Consider the following 15,199-nt stretch of genomic DNA (forward strand, 5'->3'; position numbering starts at 1 on the left):
TCCGCTCCGCGCCGACTCGAACAAGCAAGACTCGGCCGGATGGAGCTCGCATGAAGACGAATATTCACGCCAGAAAACTGATTGCTTACGCCTGCCTCGCCGTTCTCGCTGTAGCGCCCGCGCGCGCCTTGGCCGACACGGCGACCTTCACCGCAGCGCCGGTCTCGGGCTGCCCCGACTGCACCGCCAAGGATACGACCGGCCTCGTCGTCTACGCCGATGGCACGCTGCTGCCGAACGGCTGGGATGTGAAGACGAGCAGCAGCGGTCTCTATATCGCCAATCGCATCGGCGGCTATTTCAAGCTGCCCGGCAAGACCTTCGATCTCACGGGGCTGAAGCTCTTCGCGACGAATGTCTTCTCCAGCACGACAGCGCCCGTCACCTATACGCTCTACGCCTTCCACCCCGGCAATCCGATCGCCGACCAGGTGCAGGTGACGATCAACTCGCGCGTCGTGAAGGATGTGCCGCTGACGGACACGCGTCTCCTCAATCTCGATTCCGTCTTCGTGCGTTTCGGATCGGAGATCGGCTACAGCTATTTCATCGAAACGCGCTTCACGCCGCATTGATGTAAAGCCGGCGCAAGCCCCTCGCCTTTCGAGACGGCCGCTTTGCGGCCTCCTCAAGGCGAGGGGCTTCGGTGCGCGTGAGGCTCGAGTTATACGATCGCACGATGGCGAGCCGCAGCCTGGATTACGGCGGCGCCAGCAGCTAATCCGGCTACATCATTGTTCCATTTTTTAATCGGGAGAGCGCAAATGAGTGTGAAACGGTTTTTCCCCGCTGAAAGAGATTTGTTGCTCGAAGTCAAAGGGATTGGCCCGACGGTTGTCGAGCGGTTCGAGCAACTTGGCATTCATACGCTGCGAAAGCTTGCGAAGCAGGATGCGCGAGCGATCTGTGAGCAGGCTTCATTGCTGGTCGGCGGCACATGCTGGAAGAACAGCCCACAAGCACGAAATGCAGTCGCCGCAGCAATATCCGCCGCGCAATCCGCTTCAGGGAAAGTGAACGACGAAAGCTGAGGTGTGCTGGTCACGGCCCGCTGTAGCGGAGACCAAGAAATCGCTGCAAGCTTAAGCTGACAGTCGGCGGTTAGATTTAAACTAACACAAGCTACGCCTTACAAGTTTATGCACATCGAAGTCCAATAAAATCATTTGAATTAGCCGCGCGTTGCATTGACACCCTCGTATTTCTGCGGATAGTTTTTAGGCAGAATTCCAGAGCCCCTCCCCGAGAGCGTAAATCGCGAGGCGGAATAGACATTTGTAGCCATAATTACTGTACAAAATTCAAACTGACTTTATGAGGGCCTCGATGCGCCTATTTCGCAATTTGCTCTTCTGCGGCTCATGCGCCCTGGCAATCGGACTGGCGGGCAAAGCATCGGCTCAAAGCGCTGGATTAGCTCTGCCCCCTGGCCAAATCGTCACAGGGCCAATCGTGCTGGGACAAGCGTTCTGCAGAACGACCAAGGCTTGCGTCGGCATGATCGGATCGCCCTCGATCTCGAACGGTTTCGACGCCAATCAATATTTGCTCAACAGCAACCCGCCGCTCGTCAATCCGCTCGTGACGCCCTCGACACTCTCTTATACCAATTCCACATCGTCGCCGGCAGTCGTCGTCTTGACCACCGCCCCAACGCAATATGTGCGTTTCTATTCGGGAAACAGCATCCTCGGAAACTTTATCGCCGGCTCGAATATGGTGCGCGGTTTGACCCCGGCGCAGGTAAGAGATATTCTCGCGCTGCCCGGCACGCCTACGATGGAGGCGATCGTGCAGGTGCCCGCTGGCACCTGCCTTCTCGTTGGAACGGCGGGGCCAATTCTCGATGCCCAACCTCCGGCGAGCCCGGTCGGCGTCTGGGGACGCGGCGGCGCCCTGCAGGAATTCATCATTGGCAAAAGCGCGGTTCCCGGATGCGGGCCGGGCTCTCAGCCGGTGTTCCTGTCCGCCAGCAGTTTCGTTAACGGGCAGCCGATCGGCGCATATGCTCTCGCCTATGTGCCGCGCGCCGGCGCCGGCAACGCCGGAGCGGTCGCCTTCGCGCTCGATCACGCGCTGCCGCCGCCTTTATTCAGCGACATGGACTCGATCTACAACGCGCTCGACCTCTTGAACTTCGGCGACCCCGCAGCGCTGCGCTCCGCGCTATCCCAACTCGACGGCGAGGTTTACGCGGATTTGCTGTCGGTCTCGATCGGCGTGTCGCGGATGTTTCTCGACGCGGTGCGCGCCCAAACCCATTTGGCCCGGACTACTAGCGCCAGAGGGCTGCGGACATGGATCAGCGGTTTGGGCGGCGGCGGCGCGATCTACGGCAATGGCGACTTGCACGGCGTCAGCTTCAGTGGCGGCGGCGTCTCTGTGGGCGCGGACTATCGCCTGACGCCCGAACTTCTGGCGGGCGTCGCCTTGAGCTATATGCGCAGCTCGTTCGGCCTGAATGGCGCTTCGGGAAGCGGCGGGCTGGATAGTTTCGCTGTCATCTCATACGCCGGTTACGCGGCTGGGCCTTTCTATGTCGACGGCGCGCTCGGCTATTCCTACAATCGTTTCGGCGCGGGACGTAACATCGTCTTTCCCGGCGTTACCCGCGGCGCTTCGGCGAATGTGTATGACAATGTTTTCCTGTCGCGCCTCGAGGCGGGGTATCGCCTCCCATTCAGCGAACAGATCAGCGCGACCCCCTTCGCGTCATTCCAAGGAATTGTGGCCGCGCAAAACAGCTTCGCCGAGAATGGGGCGGGAGCGATCAATCTCAATGTGGCCGGTCGAACCGCGGCGTCCGCGCAAAGCACGCTCGGCGCCGAGCTGACTTATGATTTGCCGCTTCGGCTCGCAAAGCCCTTGAGCTTTTCGGCGCGGGCCGGCTGGATGCATGATTATGCGGACGTCCGCCGCAGCGTTATGGCGAATTTCCAGGGCGCGCTGGGTTCGAACTTCATCGTCAATGGCGCGCGTTGGCCGCGCGACGCGGCGGCAGTCGGCGCGCGTTTGAGCCTGCCAGTGGAGAGCGCAAATATTTTTGTTCGTTATGACGGCATGGTCGCGAGCAGCGCCGCCATTCATAGCGCCACCGGCGGGGTGCAGATTGCGTTTTGAACGCCCGGCGCTATTTTCGTGGAATTACGCGGCGTGCACTCAAAATGCTTTCGGAAACAGATATGGACGAATCCTATTCAATACGGGAGCTGAGCGAGGCAGAGTTCGAGCCACTCTTCGACAAACACAAGTTTTCGATGTTCGCGGGCGTCCACAGCTATGACATCCAGCATGTTCTAACTGACGCCGAACAACAGCGAATTAAAGAGCTAGAGGAGAATCTGGGCGCGCCCTACAAGCTCTACCTCGGTGTTTTCGACATCGATAATGAATTTGTCGGTTGGAGCTGGGGGAAGCAGGAAAATGCGTCCACCTTCTACATGGTCAGCTCCGCCATTCTTGAAAGACATCGGCGAAAAGGAATTTATAGCGCCTTGATCGCTCACAGCATTGAGCGCCTTTCGAAAGCGGGATTCCAACTGGTTTATTCCAGGCATTGCGCCACAAATAACGACGTCATAATTCCTAAGCTGAAAGCCGGATTTATCATCTCGAAAATGGAGCTCGATGACAGGTATGGCGTGTTGATACACTTGCATTATTACACAAACAGTTATCGTCGCAGAATAATGGATTACAGATCGGGACAGGAGACGCCTGACATGAAAATCAAACAAGTGTTCGGCCTCGCATAACGCAACGTCCTAGCAGCAGCGCCTTCCGAGCCTGCCTCGCTAAATAAACTGCGCGAGCCAAATTGTATGACGCCCACAGGCCTCGTCCTCGACCACATGCGCGACGACCGCAAATCCATTCTCGTCGAGCAGAGTGCGGTATTCGTCGGCGTCCAAGCTCGCGTGATACAAAGGTTCGCCTTCGAATGCGCCGATTGCGACGCCGTGGCTGGGCCCCGATGTGAACATCAAGGCGGCGCGTGGCGAAGCGTGGTCGCGAAAGATGGGGAACATCTTTCTTTGGTCTTCAGGACACAGGTGGAAAAAGCTGTCCCATGCGAGAAGGCCGTCAAAACGCACGGACAGCGACAGAGACCGCATGTCGGCCACCCGCCAACTTTGGCAGGGCAACGCACTTTTACACAAAGCGATCATTTCGGGAGAAGAATCTATCCCGGCTACTGCGCAGCCGCGCTCGACCAAATAGCGGCTCATCGGCTCGCCAGACCCGCAACCGATGTCGAGAACGGCAGGCTGGCGCGGCATGAGACCGACAAAACGATCGAGCCAGTGCGCCTCCATGAGCTGTCGAACTCCACGCCCCCGCTTCTTCGCCCAAGCGTGCGCGTGTCGCTGATAGAGGCTGATAATTGCTTCGGAAGCGTCACTCATTCCGTTTCCGTTAAACAGCTCGCATGGGGTCCTTGTCATTCCCGGCGGGCTGAAAGCCCGACCGGGAATCCAGAGCCGCAATAGCGATGATATTGCTCTGGATTCCCGATCGCTCGCTTTGCGAGCGTCGGGAATGACGGTGAGCCAATCAAGCGGATCTCATGTTAAGCCGCCGCAAATGGCCTGAACGCCTCCACCACATCCAAATAGACCTGCCGCTTGAACGGCACGATCAAATCCGGAAGCTTGGACAGCTTCTCCCATCGCCAGTCGTCGAATTCCGGCTTGTGCTTGCCGCCGCCCGGCGCGTGAATGTCGATCTCGCTCTCGGACCCGACAAAGCGCAGCGCGAACCAGCGCTGGGTCTGGCCGATATATTTGCCGCTCCAGCGCTTATTGGCCTCGGGCGGCAGATCGTAGGAGAGCCACAGCGGCGCCTCGGCGAGGAACTCGACGCTCGCGACATTTGTCTCCTCCTGCAGCTCGCGTAGCGCCGCCTTATAGGGCGTTTCGCCTGCATCTATGCCGCCCTGCGGCATCTGCCAGAGATAGGGCTCCGTCGTCTGATCGAACGTCCCCTTTGCCTTGCGATGGCCGATGAAGACGAGCCCCTCGGCGTTGATGAGCGTCACGCCGACGCAGGGGCGGTAGCGGTTGTCGGGCGTGATCATCTGATTGGGCCCATGTTTGCGGCGGCTCCGTTCGAAATTTTCTGCGACAGCACGGCGGAGACCGGCGCCAGCGCAATGCCGCGCCGCTCCAGATCCCGCGCGAAACGCGCGACGCGCGCGATCGCCGTCGGCGTGGCGCTGGCGAAGCCGATGGCGGCGCCCTTGTCGCGCGCCGCCGTTTCGAGCTGCGACAAAGCCGCGTCCATGGATTGCAGCGAATTGCGCTGGTCGATGACGACGTCGACCTTGGCGTTGGGCAGCGACAGCTTGGGCGCGAGCTTTCCGGCAAGCGATTGCGCCGAGGCGCCGTCGTCCAGGAAAAACAAGCCGCGCTGCGCCATTTCGCTCAAGGCGCCGTAGAGCGCCGTCTCATCCGCCATGAAGCGACCGCCGAGATGATTCATCACGCCCGCATAACCCGTGAACCGGCTCATCAGCCATCGCAGATCGTCGAGGCCGCCATCCTGCGCGCTGGTGACGAGCGTATGCGGGCCCGGGTTGTTCTGCGGATAGTCGAAGGGCTCCATGGGCGCCTGCAGCAGCGCCTCATGGCCGCGCGCGCGCGCCTGGGCGACCAGCCGATCGAGATTGGCGCCGTAAGGGGCGAAGGCGAGCGTCACGCCCTCGGGAAGCTGGTCGATCGCCTCCAGCGACGATTGGGCGTTGAGCCCGACCCCGCCGACGACGAGCGCAATGCGCGGGGCGCCCGGCTTGATCGTCGTCGCCGTGACGAAGGGGCGGGAATAGACGTCCATCGGCCGCGCGCCGTCGGCGCCGATCTTAGGTAGCAGGCCATAGGGGCCTTTTTCGGTTACGCGGCGGTCGGGGGCCGGCGTGAGCCGCACCCCGGAGGTAGGCTCGACCCGGATGATGCGGGCGGTCGACCCCTCGCCGCCAGGGCGGGTGACCTTGACGCCGGAAAGCTGCTCGATCTCGCTGATCCCGGAGTCATCCGGCAGTTGCCCCTGCGTCTGCTCGACGGCGGCGGTCTGCGGCTGAGCCGGCGGCAGGGCGGGCGCGGTCTCCGGCGGCTTGTAGGGCTCGATCCTGGCGATGGCGTAGGGTTCGCCGCCGAAGGGATCGGGGGGAAGGAAGTAAAGCGCGCCCGCGCCCGCCGCCGCCAACGCGCCAATCGCAACAGCGAGCGGGCGCCGCGGCTCCCGCTTCGCGGGCCGCGGCGCTTCCCGTCCGAGGGGCTGGTTCAATTCATCGGTCATACAGGCGGGCGCTCGCGGGGCGAATCATCTTGGCTACATTGTGACGGCTGAGCCGCGACCCGTCGAGACGCTCACAGCGCCCCATCCGCCTCCATCAGCTCCAAAAGCATGCCCTCGCGCAGGCCGCGATCGGCGATGCGGGTGCGCGCGGCCGGGAACATCTCGCGGATCGCCTCGAAAATCGCGCAGCCGGCGAGCACGAGATCGGCGCGCTGCGGGCCGATGCAGCCATTTGCCACACGCGCCTCGAAATCCATGCCGCGCAGGCGGTCGATGGCCCTGGTGGCCTCGGCGTCGGTCATCCACAGCCCGTCGACCCGCCAGCGGTCGTAGCGCTCGAGCCCCAGATGCACGCCGGCGAGGGTGGTGACGGTGCCCGAGGTGCCGAGCAGATGGAAACGGGAGCAACGCCGCACCTCGGCGGTCTCGCGCACGAAATGCTCCAGCGCGTCCACCGCGTAATTTTTCATCGCCGCGAATGTCGCCGCGTCGACCACCCGGCCGCCGAAATGTTCGGCGAGCGTGACGACGCCGAGCTCCAGCGAGGTCCAGCTATGCAGCTCGCGGCCCTCGGCGCCGGCCGGCGCGCGGGTGAGCCAGACCAGCTCGGTCGATCCCCCGCCGATATCGAAAAGCAGCACGCTCGCCGCCTGCGGATCGGCGAGCGAGCCGCAGCCGCGCGCGGCGAAGCGCGCCTCCGTCTCCCGGTCGATCACCTCCAGCTCGAGGCCGGTGCGCTCGCGCACCCGGGCGACGAATTCCTCGCCATTGGCGGCGCCGCGGCAGGCCTGGGTGGCGACGAGCCGCGCGCGCGTGACGCCGCGGGCCTCCATCTTGTCCCGGCAGATTTCCAGCGCGACGATGGTGCGTTCGATGGCGGCCTCGCTGATGCGGCCGGCGCGGCCCAGGCCCTCACCGAGGCGCACGATGCGCGAGAAAGCGTCGATGATTCGCAGAAATTCATTGGCGCGCCGGCGGGCGCGCCGTTCCGGCCGGGCGATCAGCAGGCGGCAATTATTGGTGCCGAGATCGAGCGCGGCGTAGGTGTGGCCGTTGCCATGCGCCGCGTGATCGTCGCCGGCGGCGTCAGCCGTCAACGCCGCCTGCGCCCGCGCCGCATGGCCAGCCGCCCCCAGACCTGGGCCCGCATAAGCGGGCCGAACGGTCCCTGCCAAATTCCTGCTCCCGCGATAAGCTTCGTCGCGTGTTGCCGCTCGCGCGACCCAATTCGCGTTAATCGTCTTAATTGCCGGATTGCGGACCCGCCCGCAAGGCGAAAATGGCTCAGCGCAATTCGAGCCCATATCGGCTAGCCGACGCCCTGCGCCCGCAAAAAGGCGCGCATGCGCGCCCAGGCGTCATGCGCATCCGTCTCGCGATAGCTCGGCCGATAGTCTGCAAAAAAGCCGTGCGGCGCGTCGTCATAGACGATGATCTCCGCCGGCGCGCCGGTCGCTGTGAGCCTGTCCTGCATTTGCGCGATGACATCGCGCGGGATGGACGGATCGTCGCCGCCATAAAGTCCGAGCGTCGAAACCTCGATCTCGCCGGCAATATCGATCGGCCAGCGCGGCTGCACGGCGGTATGCAATCCATCGAGGCGCCCGTACCAGGGAACGCAAGCCGAAAGCGCCCGATTATGCGCCGCGTAGAGCCAGGCGATGCGGCCGCCCCAGCAAAAGCCTATGACGGCGGCGCGCGCCGCGTCGGCGCCCTTGCCCTCAGTGAAAGCCAGCGCTTCGTCGAAGATCGCCATCGCTTCCGCGTCGGGGACCTTGGCGGCGATCGCGCGAAGCGCGTCGATGTCGGGCGCCGCCATGGGGTCGCCATAGCGGGCGAGGTAGTCCGGCGCTATCGCAAAAAAGCCGAGCTTGGCGAGGCGGCGCGCGACATCGCGCATATGCTCGTGCAGGCCGAATATCTCCTCGGCGACGAGAACAACCGGCAGGCTTTCGCCGCCCTGGGGCATCGCGAAATAAGCGGGGGCGCCGCCGGGAAGCGTCGTGAGGCCAGTCTCCAGACCCGCGGAATCCGTATGGATCGCGTGGGCGGACACCGATCCGGCGGCGGCGGCGAAGCCGGGGACATGCTTGTCTTTCATCGACGATCCTCTTTTGTCCACATCAAATTGCGCGCCGGCGCCTCCCCCCGCAAGGGGGCTTTCGCAGCGCAAAACTAAGCCTTCTCTTCGACCACAAAAGGGCGTATATCGCGGCGCCCTTCGCGGGAGGGAGAGACCTCTCGCGCTGAGAGGGCCGAGGTTGCGTTTGTTTGAAGCTCGTGGTCGAGCCACTCCCGGCGCGGCGCGCTGCGCGCTATATCCGCTTTCCCGAAGGGACGTTTTCATGACGCAACAATCGGGCGCGGAAATACGAAAGGTCCCGCCGACCAAACAGCCTCCCGGCGCGCCGCAAGAGGCCCCGTCGGAACACGCGCATGAACAGCCTAAAGGCGGACTCATCGGCCTTATCCTCGGCTCGATCGGCGTCGTTTACGGCGATATCGGCACCAGCCCGCTTTACGCCTTGCGGGAGTCGCTCGCGCATATTGTGGAAGCCGATATTTTGACCGAAGAGGCCGTCATCGGCGCGCTCTCGCTGTTGATTTTCGCGCTGATCTTCACGGTCACCATCAAATACGTCGTCTTCCTGATGCGGGCTGACAACCGCGGCGAAGGCGGCACGCTGTCGCTCATGGCGCTGGCGCAATCGTCTGTCGGCGGCAAGCCCCTCTTCGTGTTTCTGCTCGGCGTCGCCGGCGCGGCGCTGTTTTCCGGCGACGCCATCATTACGCCCGCGATTTCCGTCATGTCGGCGATCGAAGGACTGCGGCTTGTCACGCATCGTTTCAGTGACTTCGTGGTCCCGATAACGATCTTCATCCTGGTGACGTTATTCTGGGCGCAGAGTCACGGCACGGCGCGGGTCGCGGCGTTCTTCGGCCCGGTGATGACTGTTTTCTTCGTCACCATCGGCGGGCTGGGGGCGGCGCATATTCAAGACGCGCCTCAGGTGCTGGCGGCCTTCAATCCGGCGCTGGGCCTTACATTCTTTGCCGAGCACGGCTGGCTCGGCTTCGCGGTGCTCGGCTCCGTCTTTCTCGGCGTCACCGGCGCCGAGGCGCTCTACGCCGACATGGGACATTTCGGGCGCCGCCCGATCCGCGTCGCCTGGCTCAGCTTCATCCTGCCGGCCCTGCTGCTCAATTATCTCGGCCAAGGCGCGCTGATCCTGTCGCGCCCCGAGGCGATCGCCAATCCCTTCTTCCTGCTTGCGCCCGAATGGGCGCTGCTGCCGCTCGTGATCCTCTCGACCCTCGCGACCGTGATCGCCAGCCAAGCCGTCATCACCGGCGCTTTTTCGATCGCGCGTCAGGCTGTCCAGCTTGGCCTTCTGCCGCGTCTCGAAATCACCCATACCTCCGCGACGCAGGAAGGGCAGATCTATATCGGCCGGATAAACCGCCTGCTCTTGATCGGCGTGCTGCTGCTGGTCGTGACGTTTCGAGGCTCCTCCGAGCTGGCCTCGGCTTACGGCATCGCGGTGACTGGTTCGATGGTCGTCGACACCGCCCTCGCCTTCTTCGTCGTGTGGAAAAAATGGGGCTGGCCGGTGTGGCTCACGGCGCTCGTCGTCTGCGCCTTCCTCTCGGTCGATCTCACCTTCCTCGCCGCCAATCTTCTGAAGGTCGGCGAAGGCGGCTGGGCGCCGATCGCGCTTGCCGCCGCGTCGATGATCGTGATGTGGACCTGGGTGCGCGGCACGCGCCTCCTCGCCGAGAAAACGAGCCGCGACTCGATCCCGATCATGGATCTCATCGCCATGATGCGGAAGTCGAAGCCCACCCGCGTTCCGGGCATGGCGGTCTTTCTCACCAGCGATCCCAATGTCGCGCCGGCGGCGCTGCTGCATAATCTGAAGCACAACAAAGTGCTCCACGAGCGCGTGCTGATCATTTCGGTCAAAACCGAAAACCGCCCGCGCGTTCCGCCCGAAAAACGCTACGAGCTGACGAGCCTCTCGGAAGATTTCTCCAAGGCGATCCTGCATTTCGGCTTCATGGAGAGCCCCCGCGTCCCCGCCGCGCTCGCCGCCATGCGCAGGGCGGGGTTCAAATACGACATCATGACCACGAGCTTCTTCCTCGGCCGGCGCACCATCAAGGAAAGCCCCGCCTCCGAAATGCCCGCCTGGCAAGACAAGCTTTACGTCACTCTGACAAAACAGTCCGCGAACGCCACGGACTTCTTCTCCATTCCGTCCGACCGGGTCGTGGAGCTCGGCGCGCAATTAACCATCTGATCCGCTTTTTATCGGAGACGGTAAATGACCAAGCATATGCAGATCGGCGCGGGCGCATCTGAACCGGCCGGCGCAGAAGGCGCCGAGCACGCGAAACAGTCGACCGCCGCGCTGATCCTGGGCTCCATCGGCGTCGTTTACGGCGACATCGGGACGAGCCCGCTCTACGCCTTGCGCGAGTCGCTCTCGCATAGCGTGAAGGCCGACGCGCTGACCCAGGAGGCGGTGATCGGCGCGATCTCGCTCCTCATTCTCGCGCTCGTCTTCACGGTCACGCTGAAATACGTCCTCTTCCTGATGCGCGCCGACAACCGCGGCGAAGGCGGCACGCTGTCGCTGATGGCGCTCGCCGAATCCTCCGTCGGCGGCCGTTCGCTCGCGATCTTCCTGTTAGGCGTCGCCGGCGCGGCGCTCTTCTCGGGCGACGCCATCATCACCCCGGCCATCTCGGTTCTGTCGGCGGTCGAGGGTCTCGAGCTCGTCACCCATCGCTTCAGCGATTATGTGCTGCCGATTACGCTGTTCATCCTCATCACCCTGTTCTGGGTGCAGAGCCATGGCACGGCGCGCGTCGCGACGCTCTTCGGCCCGATCATGGTCGTCTTTTTCGCCGCTATTGGCGCGTTGGGCGCCATGCATATCGGCGACGCGCCACAGGTGCTCTGGGCTTTCGATCCGCGCAGCGGCGTGAGCTTCCTGCTCAACCATGGCTGGCTCGGCTTCGCGATCCTCGGCTCGGTGTTTCTGGGCGTGACCGGCGCCGAGGCGCTCTATGCCGATATGGGCCATTTCGGGCGCTTTCCCATTCAGGCCGCCTGGCTCGGCTTCGTGCTGCCGGCGCTGCTGCTGAACTATCTCGGCCAGGGCGCGCTCATTCTGTCGAATCCGGAAGCGGTCAGTAATCCCTTCTTCCTGCTCGCGCCCGATTGGGCGCTGCTGCCGCTCGTTCTGCTCTCGACGGTCGCGACCATCATCGCCAGCCAGGCGGTGATCACCGGCGCATTTTCGATCGTGCGTCAGGCGATCCAGCTCGGCCTGCTGCCGCGCCTCGAAATCACCCACACGTCGGAAGCGCAGGAGGGGCAGATCTATATCGGGCGCGTCAACCGGCTGTTGCTGCTGGGCGTGCTGCTGCTCGTCATCGTCTTCCGCAGCTCCTCGGCGCTCGCCTCGGCCTATGGCATTGCGGTCACGGGCACGATGGTGGTGACGACCAGCCTCGCCTTCATCGTCGTCTGGCGCGAGTGGAAATGGCCGCTGTGGTTGAGCGTCGGCGTGATCGCCTCCTTTCTCACCGTCGATCTCGCCTTCCTCGCCGCCAATCTCCTCAAGATCGTCGAGGGCGGTTGGGTGCCTCTAGCGCTCGGCGCCTGTTCGATGATCGTGATGTGGACATGGGTGCGCGGCACGCGGCTGCTCACTGAAAAGACTCACCGCGACTCGATTCCGCTGACCGAACTCATCCCGATGCTCGAGAAATCGAAGCCGATGCGCGCGCCGGGCACGGCGATCTTCCTCACCAACGACCCCAATGTCGCGCCGACCGCGCTCATGCACAATATCAAGCACAACAAGGTGCTGCACGAGCGCGTGCTGATCCTGTGCGTGCGCACGGAAAACTGCCCGCGCGTGCCGCCGCACAAGCGCTTCGAGCTAACGAAAATCTCGAACGATTTCGACCTGGCCATACTGCATTTCGGCTTCATGGAAAGCCCGCGCGTGCCCGCGGCGCTCGCCCTGATGCGCAAGGCCGGCTACAAATATGACATCATGACCACGAGCTTCTTCCTCGGCCGGCGGACAATCAAAGAAAGCCCGTCCTCGGAGATGCCGCCCTGGCAGGACAAGCTCTATGTGGCCCTCACCAAGCAATCGGCGAACGCCACAAACTTCTTCTCGATCCCGTCCGATCGCGTGGTGGAGCTTGGGGCGCAGGTGACGATCTAGGCTTGTCTGAGGATCGAACCCGATCTATACTCTGGTATAGCTCGGGGTGCGTCAATGACCGATACAGCCAAACTCTTTATGAACGGCCGCAGCCAGGCCGTTCGTTTGCCTGCGAAATATCGGTTCGAGGGTGAAGAAGTCTTCATCCGTCGAGACGAAGTCACCGGCGATGTCATTCTTTCGAGACGCCCGACGAGCTGGGAGGATTTCTTCGAGCTTGCGTCGGAAACCGAAGTGCCCTCGGATTTCTTGACAGACAGGGACGCCAGTCCGCCGCCGACGCGCGACTTTCCCTGATTAGCCTGATGCGGGAGCCCAACTTCATGCTCGATACCAATATATCGAGCTTTATCATCCGCAAGGCGTCTGAGCCGCTAAAGCGCCATCTGGAAAAGACGCCGCCCGCAGACCTCAGCGTCTCGGTGTTGACAGAGGCGGAACTTCGTTTCGGCGTCGCCAAAACGGCTCACGCCACGAACCTCGCACGTCTGGTCGAGAATTTCCTCTCGCATGTCGCGATTCTCCCGTGGACATCGGAAGCGGCGGCGGAATACGCGCTGCTTCGTTGCGATCTCGCGGCGAAAGGTTTGTCTCTTACGAACATGGACATGCTGATCGCCGCCCACGCGCGCGCCGCTGGCGCTGTCCTCGTCACCAACGACGCCGCGCTTCTAAAGCTCGCCCCGATCATGAAAGTCGTGGATTGGACGAGGGATTCATAAAGAGGGTGGACGGAACGCTGGCCACGGAATAATCAGCACCCACGCTCTCTCCTCTCCCGCTTGCGGGAGAGAGTGGCCCCAGCGTGAGCGGGGGCCGGGTGAGAGCCCGCATCGGCCGCGCCTCCGCGCGGCGCCTTCTCCGACAGGAGAAGGGGGGAACCGAGAGATCGCCGCCAATATGTCCACCCGTATCGACGACCGTTTCGCCGCCCTGAAATCCGAAGGGCGCGCCGCTCTCGTGACTTTCGTGATGGCGGGCGACCCTGGCCCCGTGACCTCCCTCGACATCCTCAAGGCGCTGCCTGCGGCCGGCGCCGACGTCATCGAGCTGGGCATGCCCTTCACCGACCCCATGGCCGACGGCCCGGCGATCCAGGCCGCGGGGCTCAGGGCGCTCAAGGGCGGCATGACGGTGAAAGGGACGCTGCAGCTCGTCAAGGATTTCCGCGCCGGCGACAACGCCACGCCTATCGTGCTGATGGGCTATTACAATCCGATCTATGTCTATGGCGTCGATAAATTCCTGGCGGACGCCAAGGCGGCGGGCGTGGACGGTCTGATCGTCGTCGATCTGCCCCCGGAGGAAGACGCCGAGCTCTGCATCCCGGCGCGCAACGCGGGGCTGAACTTTATCCGCCTCGCCACCCCCACGACCGACGGCAAGCGCTTGCCCAAGGTGCTCGCAAACACCTCAGGCTTCGTCTATTATGTGTCGCTGACCGGCATCACCGGCGCGGCGCTCGCGGATTACGCCGGCGTGAGCGAGGCCGTGAAACGGATCAAGGGACATACGAAGCTGCCGATCGCGGTGGGCTTCGGCGTCAAAAACGCTCAGAACGCCGCCGAGATCGCCCGCTATGCGGACGGCGTCGTGGTTGGCTCGGCGCTGGTCGACGCGTTGAAGGCGTCGCTGGACGAGGGCGGCAAGGCGACGGAAAAGAGCGTCGAGGCCGTGACCTCGCTCGTCGCGAGCATCGCGGCCGGCGTGCGGAGCGCGCGGGCGCCGGCCGGCGGGGCCCCGGCCAAAAACGGCGGCGTATTTTCCTGGCTCAAGAGGCTTTGGGCATGAACTGGTATTCCAACGTCGTTCCGCCGAAGATCAAAGCCCTCATCAAACGCGAGGCGCCGGAAAATCTTTGGGTCAAATGCCCCGAGAGCGGCCAGCTCGTCTTCCATAAGGACATCGAGGCCAATCTCTATGTCGTGCCGAGTTCGGGCTATCACATGCGCTGCCCGGTCGACGTGCGCTTGACCAACCTCTTCGACAATGGCGAATTGGAGCTGCTGCCGACTCCGGAAGCGCCGATTGACCCCTTAAAGTTTCGCGACATCAAGCGCTATGTCGACAAGCTGAAGGAATATCGCGTCAAGACCGGCGCGCCGGACGCCGTGACGCTCGCCACCGGCAAGCTCAACGGATCGCAGGTCACCGCCGCCGTGCAGGATTTCGACTTCCTCGGCGGCTCGCTCGGCATGGCGGCTGGCGAGGCGATTGTCGCAGGCATCGACCATGCGCTCGCCAAGCGCACGCCCTTCATCATCTTCACCGCCTCCGGCGGCGCCCGCATGCAGGAAGGCATGTTCTCGCTGATGCAGATGCCGCGCACGACCATCGCCGTGCAGCGCCTGCGCGACGCGCGCCTGCCCTATATCGTCGTGCTCACCAATCCCACGACAGGCGGCGTCACCGCCTCCTACGCCATGCTCGGCGACGTGCAGATCGCCGAGCCCGGCGCCATTATCGGATTCGCCGGCGCCCGCGTCATCGAGCAGACCATCCGCGAGAAGCTGCCCGAAGGCTTCCAGCGCGCCGAATATCTGCGCGATCACGGCATGGTCGACATGGTGGTGGCGCGTCAGGAGATGCGCGAGACGCTCGGGCGCCTGTGCGGCCTTCTCACCAAGACGCCGCCCCGCCGGGCCGCCTGATTTACG

The 15,199-nt window shown here is 63.3% G+C and carries 15 protein-coding genes; 10 read left to right on the forward strand and 5 right to left on the reverse strand.

The features are described 5' to 3' along the window. The first annotated feature begins 50 nt into the window (after positions 1-50). The 4 genes from QNA11_RS09465 to QNA11_RS09480 all read left to right on the forward strand — a co-directional run bounded on the left by QNA11_RS09465 (position 51) and on the right by QNA11_RS09480 (position 3,755). Entirely contained in the window at positions 51-575 is a 525-nt protein-coding gene (locus QNA11_RS09465) for a hypothetical protein (protein ID WP_283482835.1), read from the forward strand. Positions 576-764: 189 nt separating this feature from the next. Then, positions 765-1,031, forward strand: coding sequence for a helix-hairpin-helix domain-containing protein (locus QNA11_RS09470; protein ID WP_283482836.1), 267 nt, complete (start codon positions 765-767; stop codon positions 1,029-1,031). 466 nt (positions 1,032-1,497) lie between these two features. After that, positions 1,498-3,120, forward strand: a complete 1,623-nt coding sequence (locus tag QNA11_RS09475; RefSeq protein ID WP_283482837.1) for an autotransporter outer membrane beta-barrel domain-containing protein — start codon at positions 1,498-1,500, stop codon at positions 3,118-3,120. 62 nt (positions 3,121-3,182) lie between these two features. Further along, positions 3,183-3,755 carry a GNAT family N-acetyltransferase gene (locus QNA11_RS09480; protein WP_283482838.1) on the forward strand — a complete coding sequence of 191 codons (573 nt, stop codon included), beginning with the start codon at positions 3,183-3,185 and terminating at the stop codon, positions 3,753-3,755. Positions 3,756-3,794: 39 nt separating this feature from the next. Here the strand turns inward: QNA11_RS09480 and QNA11_RS09485 are convergent, their stop codons facing one another. From QNA11_RS09485 to QNA11_RS09505, 5 genes are all read right to left on the reverse strand, one after another. Further along, a complete protein-coding gene (locus QNA11_RS09485; RefSeq protein WP_283482839.1) occupies positions 3,795-4,406 on the reverse strand; it encodes a class I SAM-dependent methyltransferase in 612 nt (203 codons plus the stop codon). A gap of 164 nt (positions 4,407-4,570) precedes the next feature. Next, complete coding sequence (locus QNA11_RS09490; protein WP_283482840.1) at positions 4,571-5,077, reverse strand: RNA pyrophosphohydrolase; 507 nt, start codon at positions 5,075-5,077, stop codon at positions 4,571-4,573. Next, positions 5,074-6,294 (reverse strand): divergent polysaccharide deacetylase family protein, encoded by a 1,221-nt coding sequence (locus QNA11_RS09495; RefSeq protein ID WP_283482841.1) that lies wholly within the window; start codon positions 6,292-6,294, stop codon positions 5,074-5,076. The genes QNA11_RS09490 and QNA11_RS09495 overlap by 4 nt, the downstream gene beginning before the upstream one ends. Before the next feature lie 71 nt (positions 6,295-6,365). Next, positions 6,366-7,391 carry a Ppx/GppA phosphatase family protein gene (locus QNA11_RS09500; protein WP_283484189.1) on the reverse strand — a complete coding sequence of 342 codons (1,026 nt, stop codon included), beginning with the start codon at positions 7,389-7,391 and terminating at the stop codon, positions 6,366-6,368. A gap of 212 nt (positions 7,392-7,603) precedes the next feature. After that, the gene (locus QNA11_RS09505) at positions 7,604-8,395 is read right to left on the reverse strand and encodes a dienelactone hydrolase family protein (protein WP_283482842.1); all 792 of its coding nucleotides are present in this window, start codon (positions 8,393-8,395) and stop codon (positions 7,604-7,606) included. 244 nt (positions 8,396-8,639) lie between these two features. Here QNA11_RS09505 and QNA11_RS09510 point away from each other — a divergent pair, with 244 nt between their 5' ends. From QNA11_RS09510 to accD, 6 genes are all read left to right on the forward strand, one after another. After that, positions 8,640-10,595 (forward strand): potassium transporter Kup, encoded by a 1,956-nt coding sequence (locus QNA11_RS09510; RefSeq protein WP_283482843.1) that lies wholly within the window; start codon positions 8,640-8,642, stop codon positions 10,593-10,595. Positions 10,596-10,619: 24 nt separating this feature from the next. After that, the gene (locus QNA11_RS09515; protein ID WP_202072244.1) at positions 10,620-12,542 is read left to right on the forward strand and encodes a potassium transporter Kup; all 1,923 of its coding nucleotides are present in this window, start codon (positions 10,620-10,622) and stop codon (positions 12,540-12,542) included. 54 nt (positions 12,543-12,596) lie between these two features. Continuing rightward, entirely contained in the window at positions 12,597-12,839 is a 243-nt protein-coding gene (locus tag QNA11_RS09520) for an antitoxin (protein ID WP_202072243.1), read from the forward strand. 26 nt (positions 12,840-12,865) lie between these two features. Further along, entirely contained in the window at positions 12,866-13,264 is a 399-nt protein-coding gene (locus tag QNA11_RS09525; RefSeq protein ID WP_283482844.1) for a PIN domain-containing protein, read from the forward strand. Positions 13,265-13,442: 178 nt separating this feature from the next. Further along, complete coding sequence (gene trpA, locus QNA11_RS09530; RefSeq protein ID WP_283482845.1) at positions 13,443-14,333, forward strand: tryptophan synthase subunit alpha; 891 nt, start codon at positions 13,443-13,445, stop codon at positions 14,331-14,333. Then, complete coding sequence (gene accD, locus QNA11_RS09535; protein WP_202072240.1) at positions 14,330-15,193, forward strand: acetyl-CoA carboxylase, carboxyltransferase subunit beta; 864 nt, start codon at positions 14,330-14,332, stop codon at positions 15,191-15,193. Before trpA ends, accD begins: the two co-directional genes overlap by 4 nt. The last annotated feature ends 6 nt before the right edge of the window (positions 15,194-15,199 follow it).

The sequence above is a fragment of the Methylocystis sp. JR02 genome (assembly GCF_030063565.1).
Taxonomy (GTDB): Bacteria; Pseudomonadota; Alphaproteobacteria; order Rhizobiales; family Beijerinckiaceae; genus Methylocystis; species Methylocystis iwaonis.